This window comes from Leptothoe sp. EHU-05/26/07-4 (genome assembly GCF_043421015.1).
GTDB lineage: Bacteria > Cyanobacteriota > Cyanobacteriia > Phormidesmidales > Phormidesmidaceae > Leptothoe > Leptothoe turfae.
In genome coordinates this window covers 1,657,239-1,677,544 of sequence record NZ_JAXSQV010000007.1, presented here as the reverse complement: position 1 = coordinate 1,677,544, position 20,306 = coordinate 1,657,239, and the positions used below count along the sequence as shown (strand labels likewise).

Here is a 20,306-nt window from a genome sequence, read left to right as displayed (position 1 = left end):
GATTTAACGAGATGAAGTTGTCTGTAAATACTAAGGACCTATACCTGAAATGCGCATAACAATATTAAGGCGTTCTCCCGGCGTTTCTTTTAGTATGGATGTGTATGCCGACGCCGTGGTGGAAGGACTTAGAGCCGTTCGACCGAATTGGGAAATTGTGGAAAATTTTCCCGATAACCCTGTTCAGGGCAAGCGTACTAACTCTCTACTCAAAGGCATACAAAAATATCACCAGAGATATTGGCAATATCCTAAAGGCTTACAAAATTGTGAGTCCGACATTTTTCATATTATTGACCACAGTGATGGCTATCTCGTGAACTGGCTTAAAACAGCCCAGGTGCCTGTTGTTGTTACCTGTCACGATTTGATCAATCTAGTCCATCCAGAGTTATTTCGTGATCGAGCTCTGATGCCTTGGTTAAGTTTAGCCACATGGAAATATTCACTGCGCAGCATGTGTGAAGCCCATCGAATTGTTTCAGTTTCGGACTATACCGCCCAAGATATTATTAAGTATTTGGACGTGGACGCAACGAAAATCCAAACTGTTCCCAACGGGGTAGACGATATTTTTCAGGCTATAACTTCCCAGGCAGAGGGCCATTTTCGTCAAGATTTAAACATACCTGCGGAAACATGCTGTTTACTCAATGTTGGCTCTAACAACCCACGCAAGAATATCATTACAATTTTGAAGGTTGTGGCTCAGTTGCAAACTAAAGGATTCCCCATTCACTTTTGGAAGGCAGGGGATGACTTTACCCATGACCAGAAAAAATTTATTGCGGAACATCAACTTGATGGTCGTATATCTTATCTAGGTAAACCTGACAAGGAGACTTTGATCAAAATTTATAATGCAGCTGACATATTAGTCGCGCCTTCAACATATGAAGGTTTTGGGATCACGGTTTTAGAAGCAATGGCCTGTGGTCTGCCTGTAATTGCGTCCAATGTCACCTCACTACCAGAGGTGGTTGATGATGCCGCTATCCTTGTGGAGCCTCTGGATATTAATGGTATTGCTAAATCAGTAGAAGCAATCTTTAAAGATCCAGATGTAAAACGTGAGCTGATAACTAAGGGGACAACACGCGCAGCGAAATTTACTTGGAAAAACACCGCCGAGCAAATTGCTCAGATATATGAATCGCTATTAGCTAGTGCTGCTGAAACAAATATTGCTTAAATTTAAGGAATTATAGGATGAGCTATCAACTCAGAAATGTTCTAGGCTTACATGCTAGAGATGCTGTTTTTTTGACTAGGACGCTTAAAGCGAAAGCTCTTTCAGGTAACCGTCCTAAGAATTTCGTGATCTGTAATTCCTATCCTAAAAGTGGCACTCACTTACTGTATCAGATTCTTTATTCAACCCCTGGCCTCAAGCGATGGGATGACATTATTTCTGTTCAAGCCCTTTGCGGCATTATGAACACGCCTAACCATATTCGATGGAAGTTAGGGTCTGCCCCTAATCAATCTATTGTGCGATCGCATCTGATGCATTCACAAGAGATTTTAGACATCTTAGGTGAGCACCATTGCAAGCCTTTATTTATCTATCGCGATCTCAGAGACGTAGCGGTTTCCCATGCTCGCTGGGTCACCAAAGAGAAACGCATATTTTTGCACGATATTTATCAGCAGCAATCTAACTTCGACCAGCAGTTAATGAACTCCATTGTCGGTGTCCCTGTCGGCTCACCGTTTGGTTCAAACCTTTCCCAGCCTAATATTGCTCAAGACTTCTCACGCTGGCATGGCTGGCTTCAGGATTCACAAACCCTGGCGGTTAAGTTTGAAGATCTGGTGGGAGAAAGGGGGGGTGGCTCTGAAGACAAGCGGCTACACCTTATTGGTCAAATTATGGACCATCTTCAGGTCAACCTTTCCTCTGAAGAAATCAAGGCTAAATTTGGTTCCTATGCCATGAACCCAGAAGAATCTCACACATTTAAGAAAGGTGGAAAAGGCGCTATTGGAGGATGGCAACAGTACTTCAAAGAAGACCATAAGGCAGCATTCAAGAAAGTTGCTGGAGATTTACTGATTGAACTTGGTTATGAAACGGGTCTTGATTGGTAGTCACAAAAGCTAAAAATTGTTCGACTGTTAACCTTAAGGCTGTATTCCAGATGAAAGTTCTTATATCAGCATATTCGTGTGAACCTGGCAAAGGCTCAGAACCTGGTGTGGGCTGGAATATTGCCCGAGAAGTTGCGCAACACCATCAGGTTTGGGTGCTGACTCGCCCTGATGAGAGCAAAGAGGCCATCGAAGCTGAACTGGCCCGCAACCCCATTCCCAACCTGAAATTCGTTTACTTTACGCTACCCTTTTGGCAAGATAGCATGCGCCTGGGACAATCGGGTGCCATGCAAATTCACTATTATCTGTGGCAGATTCAAGCCTACTTTGTTGCCCGGCGCTTACATCAAGACATTAATTTTGACGTGGCTCACCATGTCACCTTTGTCCGTTATTCAACACCTAGCTGGCTATCCCTATTGCCTGTTCCCTTTGTTTGGGGGCCGGTGGGCGGTGGCGAACAGGCTCCTCAGAGTTTCTTCAAAGACTTTAGCGACAAAGCAAAACAGTATGAAACCCTGCGTAAGCTAGCCCATAAAATGGGTGAAATTGATCCCTTTACCCGGTTAACGGCGCAACGTAGTGCTGTTGTACGAGCAACCACCCATGACACGGCTAAACAACTAAGCAAAATGGGCGCATCCCATGTGCAAATCGCTTCAGAGTCTGGTCTGGCTCCAGAAGAGATAGAAAAGTTAAATCGTTGTCCCCTGCCAGAGACTGGCCCCTTCCGCTTGATCAGCATGGGACGTTTACTCCATTGGAAAGGATTTTATCTGGGTATTCAGGCATTTGCGAAAGCGAATTTGCCCGATGCTGAATATTGGATTTTGGGAGAGGGACCGGAGCTGGAGAACTTTCAGGCACTAGCCAAGGACCTGGGAGTAGCCGACAAAGTCAAGTTTTGGGGACGGCTACCCCGTAAGGAAACCCTGGAAAAGCTAGCTCAAAGTCACGTGTTGGTACACCCTAGCCTGCATGATTCGGGTGGTTGGGTCTGCTTAGAGGGGATGGCGGCAGGGCGTCCGATTCTCTGCTTAGATCTAGGCGGTCCAGCGGTCCAGGTGACCGATGAAACTGGATTTAGAATCGCAGCCCATACACCAGAGCAAGCGACCCAAGACCTCAGTCAGGCAATGCTTAAGCTGGCACAGGATCCTGGCCTGCGGAAAACCATGGGTGAAGCGGGGAAAAAGCTAGTGCGTGAGCACTATAGCTGGCAGGCAAAAGCGTCACAGCTAAGTCAGCTGTATCAAGAACTCTGTGCTGTGTCACCAGGTATGTAACGTAAGCCCTTTCACAAAAACTGCCGACGTCTTTCAAACTATTCCGACTTGGCAGTAAGGACTCGTAAATTTAGACCGTAGGGAGTTAGATTACAAATGCGTATTCTAGGGGTTCACAATCGCTACCAGATCCGTGGTGGCGAAGAAGAATGCTACGAAGCTGAAATGGGTCTACTGCAAGAGCAGGGGCACCAGGTGGATCTCTATGAGGAAACCAATGACCGCATTGCTGAGGTGAGTAAGTTATCCCTGGCAGCACAAACTGTGTGGTCACAGACTACCTATAACGCAGTGCGTAAGCGCCTGGCACAACAACATTACGATATTGTGCATGTGCAAAACTTTTTCCCTCTGATTTCTCCCTCCATCTATTACGCTGCTAAAGCTGAGAATATTCCTGTTGTTCAAACTCTCCATAACTATCGTCTTGTCTGTCCTAACGGCCTGTTCTTCCGCCAGGGACAGGTGTGTGAAGACTGTGTCGGTAAGCCAATTCCCTATCCGGGCATGGTCCATGGCTGTTACCGAGAAAATCGTGTAGCCAGTGCCGGAGTTGCGGCCATGCTCTCCACCCATCGAGCCATGGGCACATGGAAAAATAAAGTTGATTGCTATATTGCGTTAACAGAGTTTGCGCGACAAAAGTTCATTGAGGGGGGACTACCTGCTGACAAAATTGTCGTCAAACCCAACTTTGTTGCCCCAGAGCCGCAGATAGGGGCTGGCAAAGGCGGTTACGCTCTGTATGTGGGGCGTCTTTCTGTGGAAAAAGGGCTGGATACCTTGCTAGACGCCTGGAAACAGCTCAAAACACCGTTACCCCTCAAAGTTGTAGGGGATGGGCCACTGTCGACACTGGTGACCGCAGCAGTTGAACAGATGCCCCACATAGAATGGCTGGGCCGTAGACCGATGGCTGAGGTGCATCAGCTGATGGGGGAGGCTCAGTTTTTGATCTTTCCATCTAAGTGGTATGAAACCTTTGGTCGAGTTGCTGTCGAGGCATTTGCCACGGGTACTCCTGTGGTTGCCTCTAAGATTGGTGCCATCACAGAAATTGTTAAATCTGGCCATACTGGTTTACATTTCACCCCTGGCAATCCTGACGATCTAGCCCGTCAGGTGCATTGGATGTTAGACCATCCTGAACCTCAGGGACAGATGCGTCAAAATGCTCGTGCTGAGTTTGAGGCCAACTATACAGCAACCGCTAACTATTCGCAGCTGATGGCCATTTACTCCCAACTTGTGCCCGTTTCTCCATCGGCTCCATCGGCCACACCGGTTACTTTACGCTAACAATGCAGACTCAGACTCTACCTCGTCCCAAAGCGCCTGCGGGTTTCATTTCAAGCTCTCGCTTGTTACTAATTTCATTTGCGACGGTTTTTTTTCCCAGACTCCTTGAGTCAATGGGGGCTCCAGCACCGATCAATTTTGTTCACTTTATTGTGCTACCTGCGGCTTGCAGCCTAGTGATGTTGAGCAGTCGGCATCAATCCCGCAGGCAGTTGGCTACTGTACAGGCTCTACTTGTTGGATTGGTGGCATTGTTTGCGATCGCAACCGCCAGCGCCTTACTAAATAACGCAGGCCTGATCAATGTCTTCTTAGGGCTCATGATTATCTCAGAGCCTTTTATCTTTTTGGCCGCCCTTATTTCCGTTCCATTTACACAAGACTCCTTAGACCAATTCAAAAACTGGATTCTTCGTTTTGGAGCTATCCACCTGGGGCTAGCCTTGCTTCAGAAAGTGGGTTTAACCACAGGTCTGTTAGCCCACACTCGGATGACCATAGAAGACAATATCCAAGGTGTTTTTTATCTCTCCTCCGGTGGTCACGTAGTGGGGGCGAGTGCATCCTTAGTATTTGGTCTTTACTATTACGTCAGTGCTAAGACAATGCCCGTTTGGATACGTACTTCTGTGCTTGCCGCAGTGATGGCACAGGTCTTATTTGCTGATGCGAAACAGGTAATATTAGTAGCATTTTTAGCCTGGGGCTGCCTAATTTTTAGCAAAATCACCGATTTCAAAGTAGCCTTCCAATATATTATTGCAGCCGGTTTACTGGGGTACACCTTCTATTGGTGTATTTACAATGTCGATTTTTTTAGCGCCTATAGAGGCTGGATTCGCCCCCATATCTATGGCCCTAACGGCGATGCAACCGTTCTCAAAACCACCCCTTTTAGAGTTATTCCCAACCACTACAATTCATTCTTAAACTGGTTCTTTGGTTTGGGGCCTGGGCACACCATTGGTCGCATAGGAGGCTGGATGATCAGAGACTATTGGTCTCTTGTTGGACCCATGGGTGCAACGACCCATCCGGTCACTGATTTAGTTTGGTCAAGGTGGCGTGGGAATTATTTAGATTCAAGTTTTTTCTCTCCCCTATGGGGCTGGGCCGGTATCTGGGGAGACTTAGGTCTTTTAGGTCTAGGCAGCTACATCTATTTATGGTTTGTTACCTTAACTAGAATTACTAAAGACGATGTATCTCGTTTCTTAGTCCTCAATGTCATCGTTAATGGTTTTATCTTTACTCTTATGGAAGAGCCTGGCTTCACACTGACGAGTATAGTGTTAGTTGGGCTCCGCTGGCACGAGTTGCGTATTAAAGGTCGTGGATAATTGAGAGCACGGGCCCGATCAACCTAGTACTTTGTGGCGTAATTTTGATCATTATCAATTTTCATACTATCCACTACCAAGCCTATGTCAACACAAAAATTCTTTGATATAAAGCAGCTTATAGCGGTGGTTTATGCTCAGTTACAACAGGCCATAAAGACTAACCATGGTCGGTTGATGCTCTTGGGCTCAGTTGTGGGGTTAGTATACCTACCCGTATGGGTTGGCTATCTCTTTCCCCGAGCACTGAAGGGAAAAATTGGCTGGTTTTTAGTATTAAGTATGCTACTCATCGCAGCTTGGAAGCTATGGCAGCGTCGCCAGGTGTTTAGCACCTTAAAAGCATCGGAAGAAGATCGAGCTTTAGGCTATTTATTAATTGTTGTCGGCACAGTCGTATTCCCATTTTGTCGATTTGCCATGTGGCCCCAAGCGTTATTGTGGCTACTTATTATTATCGGTATGGCCTGTAGTACCTGGGGGCTCAAAGTCTTTACCAAGTTTATGCTGCCAACCTTTTTTATTGGTTTAACCGTATATCCTCGCATTGGCATTATTTCTCGGGGGCTGTGGGACTTTTTCGTTCCTGATCAAGGATTAGAGAAAGTTATGGCCTGGGCAGGCACACAATCAATGCAGTGGATTGGATTCCCAGCAACGCAGCAGGGCATCTTTATCACATTTCCTGAAGGAGCTGTGGAAGTAGGTTGGGGGTGTAATGGGTTAGATATGGCAATTACCATTGCCGCAGCAGGTTTATTTATGGGGTTGTTGTACAAACAAGATCGCCGTCAAATGGTGCTGTTAATTAGCGCTGCTGCAATCATTGCCATGATCGCTAATGTGCCCAGACTCATGTTGGTAACCATTGCCCATGTGTATTGGGGACCAGAGTGGTTTAAATTCTGGCATGGTTTTTGGGGTGGTCAAATTTTCTCGGGCGTTTTGTTTACGGCTTATTACTATATTGTTGAGGCACTAATGAAGTCTCAGTCTCGACAGATGAGCGGCTAAAAAATCATAGCAGTCTCAGCCAGGCTATCCAAAGCATTTGCCCCAAACACGTTATTCATAAACCTTAAAAGAGATAGACTGTAGAAGAACTAGAGCCTATCTCTTTTTTCGACTTCGCTTAGTCAACTATCTCGGCCAGCGTTCCCTATCACTTTAAAGAAGTCATACCAACAGCTTCATATAGGGGACGCTTACCCTTTTCTACGCATCTTTAAGCAACGGTTTTCTAGTCAACCACAACTAAACCATTAGCTCTTAAAGACTACCGTAGACCCATTAGGCATCAGCGGCTTCACCACGTCGCTTGCGCATAAAGGCAACACCCATACCAATCAAACCAGGCAACACAGCTGGAGTGGGAATTTCTTCACTAGTGACCGTCAAACTGGCAATGGTGTAGTCATCATCCAGCTCAGGAGCACTAAATCTCCAAACATTACCACTAGGCAATAGTAGGGGCGTAAAGTCAAAGGTGCCTATACCGGAGTCAAGGCCATTACCACCAGGGATATCAGCGATCTCGATAACAGAGTTACCGTCAACCGCCAGACTAAAGTCATCGTTACCAACTTCACCTACCTCATCAATAGGCACATTGGTACCAACACGTCGGAACGTAGCAGAGACAATGTTTACAAACCGACTACCAAAGTCAAAATCAAGGAAGTCTGGACCGTTTAAGGCAAGGCCATCCACCTGTTCAGGAGGAGCAACGCTTAGGACCCTGGCCAAACCCAAACCGTCAGCAGTCTGAGTGACGACACCATTACCACTTACATCTACAGTTAGACCATCAACTGTAAAACTGGATGGTGCAACATCAATTAGAAGCGGTACGTCAAATCTTCTGAAGTTATATGTAATAGAAGCAGCGTTTGCGGAATCAGCTTGTGCCAGAAAACTTGTAGCTAAAGTACTTGCAAACAGGGCACCTGTTAGAATATATTTTTGCATGATTTTGTAGGGAAAAATGTTTGCTTGAAAAATGTATCGGTAGAGCCCAATTTAACCCTATAACTCCAGCCTCGTTGAACTAAGTTGCCCACTTGCATTCAACTGGAGTATTTGTCAGAATCGCACAAGAAACAGGAACACCTCATGCATATGCACCATAAGACTTTAAAGCATATGCAAGAATCAAGGAAAAAGCTTTATCAAGCTTTCTTGAATACATTTTCTGCCCTATGAAGCTGAGATATCCTCAATTGGTGACACTTTAATTAGTTAAACATCGATCCCCGGAGTCTTCTTTAATAAAGAAAGAACCCCAGGATTTGACGAGGATATCCAGAAAATCGTACAAAAATAAGGAGCAATAATAGAGATATTTAGGGCAATAGGGAAGGAGAAGAGAAAGCTGTCTGATGTGCTATATCCACACAAAAAATCTCGCTTACTATCAGACTCAACGTCGTCCAGCATTCTCCTTAGGATTGACCAAAAACTATTGGCTATACAATAGTCCTAAAATAAGAAGCCCCTATCAACTCTCACCTAGCAGTTAACAGGGACTCAATGACTATTCAGTTATTTGATGATAATAGCTATTGAACGATCAGCTGTATCAATATCAACCAGACTTATCCACGCTTAATGCCCAGGCGACCTAATCCTACCAGCCCTAGTCCGACTGCTATAAGATTACCGAGGCTGGCCACACTATTTTTAGTAATACCCTGACGAGCATTTTGCTTGAGGGCTTGAGCCTGACTCGACAATTGTTGAGACGCTTGCTGTAATTGCTCAAGAGTCACGTTTTCCGGTAGGCTGCCACCAGCTTGGACCTGTTCAATCTGCGTCTGGATCTGTTGTTCCTGATTGTTGATATTTTGCAAAGCCTGTTTTTGAAAGACCAAGTTATCCCGGATTACTACACCACAGGACAAGACAAAGGCAACTCCTAAAGCTAGACAAGCATACCCCAATGAACGTTTTAACTGGCGCTGTTCAAAAGTGGCAAATAGCAGCATCCCAACTGCCAGCAGCAATACAATACTGCGATCTCCAACCTGTTGCATCACATTGATACGCCATTCTAAAGCAAAGACATTGAGCGGTGTAGCCAACACCAACATGTCAACTAAAAATCCCAGCAAACAGGTAAAGCCAACAACTAAACAAATATTCTTAGCAGCAGGCATCTGTGGATTTTGGCCAACATCTGTTTGATTAGCTTTAGAAGGAAAGGGTCTAGGAAGGCTTGTCATGGCAAAAAAGAATAAATCAAGTGGTGTCGGAACATAAGTTAGGCGCTTAGGTCTTAATATTAAAGCGATACTAACGAATGATATATCGCGTTGTCCCCATACATGAGAGTGGGCATTATCTCGGAATCTAAGCAGGAGCAATGGGAAGATAAATCTTCAAATGTGGTAAACTAGTCCCTATAAAGTTTGTCTGTCACCTCTCGATTGCCTCCTTTGTTTAATCGCAACAAAAGCGATAGTCTTACTAATCAAGAAATAGGCATAACGTATTAATTATTTTCTCTGGTCATAAGGAGCTATCCGTAAAGTTCCTGACATTTTTCTACGTTGGCATGTCCGTATGGCCATTATTTGCTAAGTTGCATCACCCGGAAGGGTCGCAATAAATAATATATAAAGAATAAAGATTTAGGCAGCGATACTGTAGCGATATCTGCAAGAGTCGGCTGCATAAGCGTTAGGATAAATTTAATACGATTTTTCCACTGGCTCATAAGCCGCAGTTGATATGCAGCGTTGAGAAGATCTAACTTTGACTTAGAATTTATATTACTCTTTAGTATTATTTGTCGTTGTAATGCCTCAGCAAGTTTTTGAATAAAGGTACAATTCTGCAACGGCTGTTCAATCTGGTCGGGCAAAGTGAACCCATATAGTTGACGAATCAAACACAGTCCCAATAAAAGCCTAGGAAGCACATCCATCTGCTTTGATAGTTTCACTAGCTGATCCCAATCTAAATCAGGGTGGTTCTTGATCAAGATTGCAACATCAAAAAGCTTACCTAGATGATTCCAGCAATCTTCAACACCTTGTGCGCATAACACAAGTATCTGAACCTCTGGTGTCAAACCTAAGACTTGATATCCTCCGATTTTAACCTGCTGAGTGTGCTCCCAAATCCATTGAGTGTTAAATAATGGGGAGAATTGCTTAGATAAAACTCCTTGATGAATATCAAGAAAAATACGATTTTTGGCATTCACTAAACTATACTCTTTTTGTGAGTTGAAATATAGTTCTTGGTCTTGAAAGCTAAGTTTGGTCAAACACTCTCTTTCTTCTTTCGCCATCAACAAATCACACGTATAACCATGATTTTTGGCAATATCTCTAAGTTTAAAAAAATCATGGGAATGTACTAGTAAATCTAGATCATAGAAGGTGCGCAATGATAAATCGCCATAGGCAACCATTGCGGTCATTGGCCCCTTAAATGTAATTGCATCAATCTGATGCTTTTTTAGGATATCTAAAAATCTAATGAGCTCTTGTAATAGAAAAAAGTTACGTTTAATATTTTTAAAGTGTAGTTGATGTAACTTTGGAAGGACAAAATCTGGCAGTTCCTGTGGGGATACTAGAGTAAGAGTCTTATGGAGTATGGGCAATACCCTATGAACCTGCGCCATTTTAATGACTTCATGCCAGTTTAAGCTGGTTTGTTGGATTAGCTGGTTAATCTCGCACGGGTCATCGATATTTAGATATACTCTGGCACATTTTAGTAGAAATGAGATTTCTGGATTTAGCTCAGTTATTCTTAAAGTACTCACAGCTCTAAAGTAGTTAATTGAAAATTAAATAATAGATACTACCTCTACCAATAGTTTTTAGCTTGAATTTCAAATAAATGGGCGTAATTTCCCTGTTTCTCCATTAACTCTTGATGTGTACCGTTTTCTATGAGTTTGCCGTTGTCCATGACATAAATACGATCAGCCATTTTGACTGTAGACAAACGATGGGTAATTAAAATTGCTGACTGATCTTGAATTAACTCACGAAACCTACTAAAAAGTTCGTACTCAGCCTTGGGGTCCATGGCACTGGTGGGTTCATCTAGAACAATCACCTGAGACTGACGTAAGAAAGCTCTGGCTAAGGCAACCTTCTGCCACTGACCAATACTAAGTTCTTCTCCACCCTGGAATAATTTGCCTAACATAGTGTCATACCCATGGGGTAACTGGGTAATGACCTCATGGGCTCCTGCATGTTTAGCAGCTTCGATAATAAGTTGATCGTCCAGCGGCAGCTGAACATTACCTAACCAAATGTTGTCTTGGGCTGAAAGATTATATTTAGCGTAGTCTTGAAAAATAACACTAATCTGTTGTCGCAAATGGGGAACATCGAGATCTCGCAGATCGATGCCATTCAGTGTGATTCGTCCTTCAGTCGGATCGTACAGGCGACATAATAATTTAATCAGTGTTGTCTTACCTGAACCGTTTTCTCCCACCAGAGCAATGGTTTCTCCAGGTTTGATATTGAAAGATATATCTTGAAGTGCTTGTCGAGACGTTCCTTCATACTGGAAATTAACGTTCTCAAACGTAATGCCCTGCGCTTTTACAGGGGGGCAGAATTTGGGCTGTGCTGGTGTCACAATCTGGGATTTTAAATCTAGAAATTCATATAGATTTGCTAGAAATAGATTGTCTTCATGCAGTCCGGAGAGTCCAGCAATAAATGATTTGAGCCCCTTTTGACCTCGCTGTAATGCCTGATGGTAAAGTACAAGATCCCCAAGCTTTAATATGCCCTGAAACGTTTGATAGAGGATAAAGGCATAAATTGCACCAACCATCACCCCTGCTATGACATTGGCAGCTAAAAACGAGAGTGAACGCCATGTCATTAGTTTGAGCTTGGCGTGGTAAATTTGCGATCGCAGCCCATTAAATCGCTGACTAAATAGGTCACCTAAGCCAAACAAGCGAATTTCTTTGGCAAACTGATCCCCTATCAACAACCAAGAAAGATACGCTGATTTCCGTTCAACAGGGGTCCAGGTACGCTGCCAAGCATATAACCTACGCGTATAGTGTAGCCGAACCAACACGGTTGGAATAATTGCAACTAATAAGGCGCTAGTGATACCCCAATGGAGGGTTAATAACAAACCCACCATGGCAACCAATAAAATACCGTTTTGGCCAACCAGCGCCAGCCGCTTTAGAATCTGATTAGGGCGATAAGTTGCTTCTTGCTGAGCCCGCTGTAATGTGTCGTGATAACGCGGGTTCTCATAATAGCTAAGATCAATCTCAATGGACTTAGCATGCAAAATACCCCGCATGTAGTCAGAGACCTTTTGAGATTGTGACGATGTGACTAGCTCTGAGAGTGAAGTTGCTATCATGCCAACCAGTAAGACCACAGCCAGTCCGATAAATAGCAATTTATTGTGACTGAAAAACTGTGGTGATGTGGTCAACTCAGATTGAGTTGTCACGACATCAACTAACAGCTTGATTAGATAGATTTGCAGCAGCGGCTGTACCCCCTGAATTACCAATAAGCTAAGTTTAGCCATGGTCCAACCAGGACTGCTACGCCAAACCAGGCGCAAAGCTGGCATCAATCGCTGGGTTTTCTTAAAGAATGCCGCTAATGGCTGAGCAAATTGCACGGTAGGTTAACCCCTAGTGGTTAAATAGATGTTTCTTGCACATGTTCCTCTACCATTCGCACTAAATCCGGCAATTCTTCTAAACCAGGTTTCCGAGTAAACCGGTAGTATGACACTTGTTTAAGCAATTGGGTACATTGTTGAAAATGAGTCTTTAAGGACTGGTTATCTCGCAGCACATCCATAGCACGGGTATGGCTGACCAAATATGCAAATGCATCCTTGAAACTCAGGGGAGTGATACTGTGGCTATCGCCTTTGGATAACAGGTAAATACTCTGTAAGGGAAGCTGCTCTTGTTGGAACCCTGTTTGAAAGTTATAGGCCCGTTTAGATAAATGGCTGCAAAGAGGGGCCAGAGTGGCCGGATCTTTGCCTAATGCGACTGCCGCTCCAGGAGAGAGCTTACATTGGGGAAAGGATGGCACCACGTTAGGTGTTCCATTACTCTCCAGGTCAATTGCTAGCACGTCATCTGTAATCACACTGTGGCCATGGACATGTAATGCAGCTGCCAGGGTAGATTTTCCCCATCCAGAGTGTCCTAAAAAAGCCACCACATTATTTTGTATGGCAATACTGCTGGCATGAAGCACAAGGAAACCACGCTGTCGCAAAATAATCGACATGCAGCCCCCTAAAACATTGGGACTCAGCATCTCATAACTAACACCGTCAAAAGGGGAAATAGTTATAAACTTTCCATCTGAGATCCAACAGTCTCCTATGCCCCTGAGGCGGCCAAACAGCTCTGTGGTTGGTTCTATCTTCTCAAAATTAGATTGTTGATCCGCATGCTTCAAACGAACGATAACGTCTGGCTCACCGTCAGCTTCAGGTAAACCTGGCAAAGGAATTTCTGAGTGAACACATAGCTGATAGGCAGAATAACAGTACATAACTTATAAAATAAGCTCCACTTACATCCAAAATAAAGCTCTCAACATAAAATTCTGGGTATTGCTGATCTTTGGGATAACTCTAGTTATGAGACATAGTCGGATAGCCAGCACTCTAGACCGGTTAATTCCCTAAATCAGCAATCGCAAATTCTGAGACACTGTTTCTATTGGCACTTTTATATATAGATTTAGATAGTAAACAATGTTATATGTTGAAATCTACTCACGTTAAGGTAACAATAAAGGGTATCTAACGAGACGCCCTTTATTCCATCCAAAGGGTCATTAAAGACATCAGAGAATTTCCCTATCTATCTTTAGCAACAGTGGAAAAAAGTGAATCTTGTGTTAGATACCCTAAAAACTAACCAGAAGTTCTAACTTCTAGACTTATTTTCTAAACCTATGAAGCTAGATTGTCTGGGATTTCGATGTCTACAGAACCAAAACCTTGGACCTCTTCAGGCTTGCCATTAGGGCCAGGTATATCTGTGAAGATAATGGAATCGCCGATTGCAATAGTTCCATTACCTTGAGTTAGCTGCTGTACGCTGCCATAAGCTGTCAAGCTAGGCTGAGTGTATGTCTTCTTCATGATGTTATTTCCTCAAAGTAAATCAGTTGGGTTGAGATTTGGCGATACTCCCTGTTTTGGACTTACAGCTACAGTTAATCATATTGAGAAACTATAACCTGCCAAGAAAACTTGATACTTTTCTGGAATATCTCTACATACGTTGGAGCCAAAGTGCGAGTACGGTGGTTCGCCACACAACCAAACTATCCTTCGTCGTCAAATTCTTTTCTTTATTAGACTTGGGATACTTTTTTAATCGCTGCCAAGATGTTTGCCAGTTATCAAGATTAATATATGGAAGGATTAAATTCTTATGCTGCTCAAGCGTTTGTTCAAATAATGAACGGTTTATATTTAATACACCACTTACAAAATTAGCGGACATATCGGTTTTATCACCTCGCCATTGAATCGCTTCAGGCAATATGTTATGCAGTCCCTGTCGCATGATGACCCGTCCAAATCCTTTCCGAAACTTCTGATCAGACGGAATAGCCAGACAAAACTCTACGAGTCGGCGATCTAAAAATGGATGACGAGCCTCTAACCCGAAAGCAGCTGTGTAGCGATCTAATATCTCTAAGTTGAGCGATAATACGCCCCCTGTGATCGCTTGCCAGTGATTTTGTCGCACTGATACTGCTGCGGATACCTGCTTTGGGGTAAATTTATCAATTCGCTCCTTTAAACTAACCTGCTTTGCAAAACGAGCGTTTACCAGTTCATCTACTTTAGCTAAATCGTTATGTTGATACTTTGAGGATTGATGAAATTTATGTAAAAGATGTTCGAATGTCGGCTTGATTCCTTGCTTGATATACAAACTCCGGCGTGAGTATTTAAAGCGACGGTGAATATAGTTAGCAGCTTTAATAAAGGCCAACCATCGCCCACGCTTCCCCAACTGTCTTAATGCAGGTAAACCGTAATACGCCAGCAGTGTACCAATGGTAAGATTATAATTTTTGCTAGTAGTTTCCACAGCTTCAGAAAATTCGGCCCATTTCTGTTGAGCCGCTAGTTCATGCAATCTATCTAAACAATGGTAAACAACGGTGTCCCCATCAAAGCCATCAAGAACAATACGCACATTCGCTTGATGAGCGGCTTGGCTTAAGCGCCAAGGATAATAATGACTAGGCCCCAACAGTGGTTCATCTTCGTACTGCCAAATCTTTTCCACATCGCTAAGGGGGCCAAATGTATCTGCGTGAATATAGTGTGGGGTATAGCCACCTTGCTGTAATACCGCATTAATATAGGGGCGTTCATCGCACTCCTTGACAGTATCAAAAATATTAGAAAATGTATGGAGTGTTTCGCCCGTGGTCTCAGCTAAAACCTTACGCGCTACGCAGCTGATCGAAGAAGAATCTAGGCCACCGCTTAAGTGAGAACCTACTGGAAACGCTCGTCTTAATCGACAGTTTACTGCTTCAATAAAAATCTTACGAAATTCTGTCGCATACGCTTCGTCCGATTCTAGTTTGAGTTCATAATCTGGATTCAATGTCCAATAGGGTTCAATTTTAATGTCCGCACTGTTAACCCACATCCTCGATGCGGGAGGTAATCGCCAAATACCTTCAAAGGTTGTTATCACCTTATCTTCAAGCATTAGAGCCAGATAGTCAGCAATCCGAGTTTCGTTGATTTTTTGCGGAATCCAATCTAGACAGAGTAATCCTTTAATTTCTGAAGCAACTGCAAAAGATTGACTTGCTTGATGGTAATAATAAAACGGCTTGATCCCAAAATGGTCTCGCGCACAAAACAACTGCTGCTGTTGTCCATCCCAAATAACAAAAACGAAATCTCCTAGCAGGTATTCAGGGCAGCGATCGCCCCATTTCTCATATGCTGCCAGGATAAACTCACTATCAGTCACTTTTTCCAAAGGCTGATCTGGTAAAGTCAACACCTGAGCCAATTCGTCTCGATTATCAATACGTGCATCTGCCGTAATTGCCAAATCGCCCTTAACTAAGGGCAATTTCTCATGGAGTGATTCCGGGGTTGTCCATAACATACGGTGACCAAGACCTACAGGTCCTTGGCACCAGACATCCATGCTATCAGGTCCACGATGAGCTAGGGCATCTACCATTTGATGTACATCACTGGACCGAACTGTTTCTTGATTGAGATGATAAACCCCTACAATACCGCTCATTATTCAGTACCTACAGCAGAAAGTTTTTGAAATTGGCTTAAATTTGGCAGGCCGCCAACAATGACCCGTCCTTGAAATTCAATCCATGCGTGGGCAGCAAAACTGTTATTTTCTCCTTTCAAAACACCAATATGTAATTGATGCTTATATCCATAGCGAGTTAAGAGTAGCTGGGTTGTTAATGCCCGCACTAAACACATTGCCCCGCCTGGGGTATAGCGACTGGCAATATCAACACTCCAGACAATCTTTCCTACGGAAACAGGGGAAGTCAAGTTATGGCATACCCACACAGAAGCAAGGCGCGATATTCTTTGCCTGACCATATTGAAAGGCAACAACCACAGAGCCAATCGAATTCCATTAAGCAACAGACATGCGTAGAGTAAAACTCGTCGCTCAACTCCTGAAAGTCTTAGGAGATTATTCAACTGTTTCATCACTCACCTCAATCAGGTGGGCATGCTGCATTTCTGAGAGAATTGTATTTAGATCATGCTCGCAAATGTCGGGTTGTACGTCATATTCTGCCAGTAAGTGCTCAAGTATACTGGCGAATGTACATGGCTTTTGAATAAATTCCCAAACACTTGCGCCTACTTCGTTCAGGCCATAATACATGCCTGACTCTAAGTTTAGAATCACCGCTTCACCACCTAATTCAGAGGCAATTTGGTTCTGTGCAGGTGAGATCATCGATGCTGGCGATATTTTTAATGTTTGAGAAGTCATAAAAACCTCAATATAGACAAGTTGTTAACGTTGAAATAGGAAAGCGTTATATAAAGACTGCAGCTTAAACTCGCGAGAAAACGTTCATGTTTTCTTGACTATTGAGCTTTATTCAGTTAGAAATGGGCACTTTTGCCTTGATTGAACGGTCTCAAATAGTGAGTGTTAGTATGCTCCCTGTCTGTTAAAAACAACAGCGAACGTTTGCAAGATTAGTAGAAGATCATAAGTTATTGACCATTTTCTCTGATAATTGAGATCCATCCGCACAATTTCGTCAAAGTTTTCTACATTAGAGCGTCCATAAACTTGCCATTCACCCGTAATGCCGGGTTTGACATTCAACCGCTGGAAATGGTATCTAGAATACTGTTCGACTTCCTCAAAGGTAGGCGGACGGGTGCCGACCAAGCTCATATCGCCTTTTAATACATTAAAGAACTGTGGCAGTTCGTCCAAGCTTGTTTTTCTTAAAAATTGTCCTACACGAGTGATTCTAGGATCATTCCGATTTTTGAAGATGTGCCCAGCAGCTTCATTCTTGACCAGGTGCTTCATGCTATCTGCATTCGTCACCATCGAACGGAATTTCCAAATCTTAAACTGCCTACCCTTTAATCCACATCGTTGTTGATTATAAAAAATGGGACCAGCGGAATCTAAGCGAATTGCTAATACTATTGGCAAAAATAAGATAGAGGTAATCGTTAAACCCAGCAAAGCACCAACTATATCTATAAGGCGCTTACGTTTACTACGCACTGAAGGATGCGTCGCAGGTGTAACTACCTGTGGGGTGGGGGAGTATGTCGAGAGTCGCATAACGCAAAAAGTTATTTGGGTGCAACGGGAGAGATCGGTATACTTTCAAAATCCAAAGGGCTTCTGTTTGAGTCAAGATGTTCAGCGTCAACAGAAACCCTTAGTGCATCTAATAAGCGAATAACTTGCGTGCTATATCTCATGTTTGAGCTGTTTCAACCTTCCAGATAAGGCGTTCTTATCTGGAAAAAAACACTTGCTTCATGTAAGCTTTGTTAACTTCATGGAGTGCTTACATTGTTTGCAGTGTTTTTACACTGAACAGTCTATTTCTATGGGTAAACAACAGTATGCTGATTTTGTTGGCTGATTTATCAAGGTTATTAGTTTGAATGTCATCGTTTACAGTTTGAGTTTTATAGCTCAGGACGAAATCACACTGTAATTTTGCCGAATAGATGGCGTTAACTATTCCTATAGCCATGGTTTTTTGTGTAAATCCCCGGACATTTGCTTAAAACCTTGTAGAAGTCTGTAAGCCAAGCCATGTTGTTTCTGTCTTCGTTGGTATGACTTCTTTCTGTAACACACCACAACCCACCAAGCCCTGGCAGCAGCTAATCGCTGATTGTCTAGGAGATGAAACGCTCTACCAACGTCAAGATGGCGATCTGGACTCTGATATATCTACGTCTGATAAATCTGATCAGGTTTATTGGGTAGATGACTTATCGGTTCCTGCTCCACCATCTTCGCCTTGGCAATATCATACAGCCTTAGCCATTGGTGCAACGGTGGTATGCTCTGCCGGAGCCCTGATGCAACATACGGAAACAGGTTTTTGGCATCCGCCAGAGGATTCTGCTTCAAACGACAACACAGCAACTGTAACAGACGCAGAGTCTGCCGCCGCTGAAGCTGACGTGTCTACACCGCCGATTGCCAGCCCACAAGCGTCATCGAGTGTGGCGTTTAGTTCTGGTGCTGGTGAGCGAGATACTACTTGCAAAGACAGTACTTGTAAGGGGCTTGAGTTTATTGATCAACAAGTGCCTCAAATTCAAGAGCAAGTTCGTGCACTGAGATCAGAAATGCAGATGTTTCAAGCGAAGCATACAACGCAGAATCTGCAAACACATCGCACAGTCTTGGCGTATCGTAGTAGCGATCTCTCCCATAGACAGGCTGAGTTAACGGTGCGATCGCAACAGCTACAGCAAAAGCTTTCTAACGTTACCTCTATCTTGGCGTTAGACTCAGATGAAGTTAACTATATCAGCCATCTGCTAGTAACAGACCGCGTATATCAAGAGCAACTGCAACAACTTAAAGCATTAGAAACCGACATTGCTGTTGAATTTAGCAATCCTGACTTAGACAACACTCAGCTTGGGGAGCTTTATGCAGCCTACTACCAACTTGAAGGTCAGCTACGTCAGACTGCTCAAGTTATCTTGGCAGATTATGCCTATGTAGCAAGTCTACAGTCTCCCGATCCACTATGGCAGGAAGCTGCCTATGAAGCGCCTTTACAGGAGCTAATGGACATATCCCACCACCAGCAAATGTTGGTGATAGAGCAACAGACACTGGATCAAATTGCCAAAAAACTAACTGAGCGACGTACTGAACTAGCTACCCTGCTAAGACAATATGCTGTCATGCAACGTGAGTTGGATGGTCACAATCAGGTGCTTCAACAGTATGTTGCTGAACGTCAAGAACTCACAAGTGAGCTTACTTAGACAAACATGTGTTAGGAAACAATAAATGAGGTTATAGACCCCATTTATTGGCGAGAACGGAGCTTCCCTTTATGTGGAAGCTCCGTTTTTTTGTATTAAGTGCCCCTACAGGATGGTCCATGTAATCAGTGTTAATGAATTTGGATTTGACATCAGGAGTCAGGATCTAGAATCTCACTGCCTCCTGGTTCCGGACTGCCATTTGTTTGAAAAACGTCCTTTAAACTACCACTCTGTTCTTTTCGTATTGAGAATTTATGCCCCATGAAAATAAAAAATGTCTATATCATGTTTTGAGTCATGTTTTGATATCTGGTATTTCCTAAAAGTAATCAGATTTTTTAGGGATAAGAATGTGATTTTAGTTGGCAATTCAGTACATCAAAAAAACAAAGATAACTAATAATTAAAGTCGACAAAAAGTAAATATCAAGAATTGTAGTGAAAGAGGGTAAAGATAAAACCTATACATAATAAACCTAGCTTTAATGCCTGGTATTGTAGCCTTTGAAGACACAAGTCGACTTATTGTACAGTTCTAGGAACGATTGACGGCAGGAACCTCAAGTAAGAAAATAACCCTTAGATGACTTTAAATTATGTCAGGCTCTGGGTCATTCATCCTTGACTTTGTCTAGATGAAAAGTCTATTTGCTAAGACAATGCTGGAGGTTTTCGATTTCTGTTAAGTTTTGATGGTGGCAAGACATTTCAATTCTTATCCTTCTGAAATTTATAAAAGATTTCGAATAAAGAG

17 protein-coding genes are annotated in these 20,306 nt (G+C 43.3%); 7 read left to right on the top strand and 10 right to left on the bottom strand.

What is annotated here, in order from left to right; translation table 11 throughout:
* Positions 1-49 precede the first annotated feature (49 nt).
* The 6 genes from U2F10_RS31820 (at position 50) to crtC (ending at position 7,033) form a co-directional block, all read left to right on the top strand.
* On the top strand, positions 50-1,192 hold the full coding sequence (locus tag U2F10_RS31820; RefSeq protein WP_163669976.1) for a glycosyltransferase family 4 protein: 1,143 nt from the start codon (positions 50-52) through the stop codon (positions 1,190-1,192).
* A 17-nt stretch (positions 1,193-1,209) separates the two neighbouring features.
* A complete protein-coding gene (locus tag U2F10_RS31815) occupies positions 1,210-2,091 on the top strand; it encodes a sulfotransferase domain-containing protein (protein WP_163669978.1) in 882 nt (293 codons plus the stop codon).
* 50 nt (positions 2,092-2,141) lie between these two features.
* Positions 2,142-3,380: a glycosyltransferase family 4 protein gene (locus U2F10_RS31810; RefSeq protein WP_163669980.1), complete on the top strand. Its 1,239-nt coding sequence runs from the start codon at positions 2,142-2,144 to the stop codon at positions 3,378-3,380.
* Between the two features lie 96 nt (positions 3,381-3,476).
* Positions 3,477-4,679, top strand: a complete 1,203-nt coding sequence (locus tag U2F10_RS31805) for a glycosyltransferase family 4 protein (RefSeq protein WP_499874323.1) — start codon at positions 3,477-3,479, stop codon at positions 4,677-4,679.
* A 179-nt stretch (positions 4,680-4,858) separates the two neighbouring features.
* Entirely contained in the window at positions 4,859-6,019 is a 1,161-nt protein-coding gene (locus U2F10_RS31800) for a hypothetical protein (RefSeq protein ID WP_250565715.1), read from the top strand.
* A gap of 84 nt (positions 6,020-6,103) precedes the next feature.
* Positions 6,104-7,033 carry a cyanoexosortase C gene (gene crtC / locus U2F10_RS31795; RefSeq protein WP_499874322.1) on the top strand — a complete coding sequence of 310 codons (930 nt, stop codon included), beginning with the start codon at positions 6,104-6,106 and terminating at the stop codon, positions 7,031-7,033.
* A 276-nt stretch (positions 7,034-7,309) separates the two neighbouring features.
* Here the strand turns inward: crtC and U2F10_RS31790 are convergent, their stop codons facing one another.
* The 10 genes from U2F10_RS31790 to U2F10_RS31745 form a co-directional block, all read right to left on the bottom strand.
* Positions 7,310-7,987, bottom strand: a complete 678-nt coding sequence (locus U2F10_RS31790) for a PTPA-CTERM sorting domain-containing protein (RefSeq protein ID WP_163669987.1) — start codon at positions 7,985-7,987, stop codon at positions 7,310-7,312.
* 626 nt (positions 7,988-8,613) lie between these two features.
* Complete coding sequence (gene hpsJ-C, locus U2F10_RS31785; protein ID WP_006518636.1) at positions 8,614-9,240, bottom strand: HpsJ-like protein, cyanoexosortase C-associated; 627 nt, start codon at positions 9,238-9,240, stop codon at positions 8,614-8,616.
* 347 nt (positions 9,241-9,587) lie between these two features.
* Positions 9,588-10,796: a nucleotidyltransferase domain-containing protein gene (locus tag U2F10_RS31780; RefSeq protein ID WP_499874320.1), complete on the bottom strand. Its 1,209-nt coding sequence runs from the start codon at positions 10,794-10,796 to the stop codon at positions 9,588-9,590.
* A 44-nt stretch (positions 10,797-10,840) separates the two neighbouring features.
* Positions 10,841-12,658, bottom strand: a complete 1,818-nt coding sequence (locus U2F10_RS31775; protein WP_499874319.1) for an ABC transporter ATP-binding protein — start codon at positions 12,656-12,658, stop codon at positions 10,841-10,843.
* A gap of 20 nt (positions 12,659-12,678) precedes the next feature.
* A complete protein-coding gene (locus U2F10_RS31770) occupies positions 12,679-13,557 on the bottom strand; it encodes a hypothetical protein (RefSeq protein ID WP_499874318.1) in 879 nt (292 codons plus the stop codon).
* Positions 13,558-13,963: 406 nt separating this feature from the next.
* Entirely contained in the window at positions 13,964-14,155 is a 192-nt protein-coding gene (locus U2F10_RS31765) for a lasso peptide (RefSeq protein WP_499874316.1), read from the bottom strand.
* A gap of 133 nt (positions 14,156-14,288) precedes the next feature.
* Positions 14,289-16,310 carry a lasso peptide isopeptide bond-forming cyclase gene (locus tag U2F10_RS31760; RefSeq protein WP_499874315.1) on the bottom strand — a complete coding sequence of 674 codons (2,022 nt, stop codon included), beginning with the start codon at positions 16,308-16,310 and terminating at the stop codon, positions 14,289-14,291.
* Positions 16,310-16,750 carry a lasso peptide biosynthesis B2 protein gene (locus U2F10_RS31755; protein WP_499874313.1) on the bottom strand — a complete coding sequence of 147 codons (441 nt, stop codon included), beginning with the start codon at positions 16,748-16,750 and terminating at the stop codon, positions 16,310-16,312. Before U2F10_RS31755 ends, U2F10_RS31760 begins: the two co-directional genes overlap by 1 nt.
* A complete protein-coding gene (locus U2F10_RS31750; protein WP_499062072.1) occupies positions 16,734-17,042 on the bottom strand; it encodes a PqqD family peptide modification chaperone in 309 nt (102 codons plus the stop codon). The genes U2F10_RS31755 and U2F10_RS31750 overlap by 17 nt, the downstream gene beginning before the upstream one ends.
* A 165-nt stretch (positions 17,043-17,207) precedes the next feature.
* Positions 17,208-17,864, bottom strand: coding sequence for a sugar transferase (locus U2F10_RS31745; protein ID WP_163670002.1), 657 nt, complete (start codon positions 17,862-17,864; stop codon positions 17,208-17,210).
* A gap of 509 nt (positions 17,865-18,373) precedes the next feature.
* On the opposite strand from U2F10_RS31745, the gene U2F10_RS31740 reads away from it, so the two are divergent.
* On the top strand, positions 18,374-19,549 hold the full coding sequence (locus U2F10_RS31740; protein WP_163698074.1) for a GumC domain-containing protein: 1,176 nt from the start codon (positions 18,374-18,376) through the stop codon (positions 19,547-19,549).
* Positions 19,550-20,306 lie beyond the last annotated feature (757 nt).

Coding starts and splice junctions, on each gene's coding strand:
- U2F10_RS31820 (WP_163669976.1), top strand. CDS start 50: ATGCGCATAACAATATTAAGGCGTTCTCCCGGCGTTTCTTTTAGTATG.
- U2F10_RS31815 (WP_163669978.1), top strand. CDS start 1,210: ATGAGCTATCAACTCAGAAATGTTCTAGGCTTACATGCTAGAGATGCT.
- U2F10_RS31810 (WP_163669980.1), top strand. CDS start 2,142: ATGAAAGTTCTTATATCAGCATATTCGTGTGAACCTGGCAAAGGCTCA.
- U2F10_RS31805 (WP_499874323.1), top strand. CDS start 3,477: ATGCGTATTCTAGGGGTTCACAATCGCTACCAGATCCGTGGTGGCGAA.
- U2F10_RS31800 (WP_250565715.1), top strand. CDS start 4,859: ATGTTGAGCAGTCGGCATCAATCCCGCAGGCAGTTGGCTACTGTACAG.
- crtC (WP_499874322.1), top strand. CDS start 6,104: ATGTCAACACAAAAATTCTTTGATATAAAGCAGCTTATAGCGGTGGTT.
- U2F10_RS31790 (WP_163669987.1), bottom strand. CDS start 7,987: ATGCAAAAATATATTCTAACAGGTGCCCTGTTTGCAAGTACTTTAGCT.
- hpsJ-C (WP_006518636.1), bottom strand. CDS start 9,240: ATGACAAGCCTTCCTAGACCCTTTCCTTCTAAAGCTAATCAAACAGAT.
- U2F10_RS31770 (WP_499874318.1), bottom strand. CDS start 13,557: ATGTACTGTTATTCTGCCTATCAGCTATGTGTTCACTCAGAAATTCCT.
- U2F10_RS31765 (WP_499874316.1), bottom strand. CDS start 14,155: ATGAAGAAGACATACACTCAGCCTAGCTTGACAGCTTATGGCAGCGTA.
- U2F10_RS31760 (WP_499874315.1), bottom strand. CDS start 16,310: ATGAGCGGTATTGTAGGGGTTTATCATCTCAATCAAGAAACAGTTCGG.
- U2F10_RS31755 (WP_499874313.1), bottom strand. CDS start 16,750: ATGAAACAGTTGAATAATCTCCTAAGACTTTCAGGAGTTGAGCGACGA.
- U2F10_RS31750 (WP_499062072.1), bottom strand. CDS start 17,042: ATGACTTCTCAAACATTAAAAATATCGCCAGCATCGATGATCTCACCT.
- U2F10_RS31745 (WP_163670002.1), bottom strand. CDS start 17,864: ATGCGACTCTCGACATACTCCCCCACCCCACAGGTAGTTACACCTGCG.
- U2F10_RS31740 (WP_163698074.1), top strand. CDS start 18,374: ATGACTTCTTTCTGTAACACACCACAACCCACCAAGCCCTGGCAGCAG.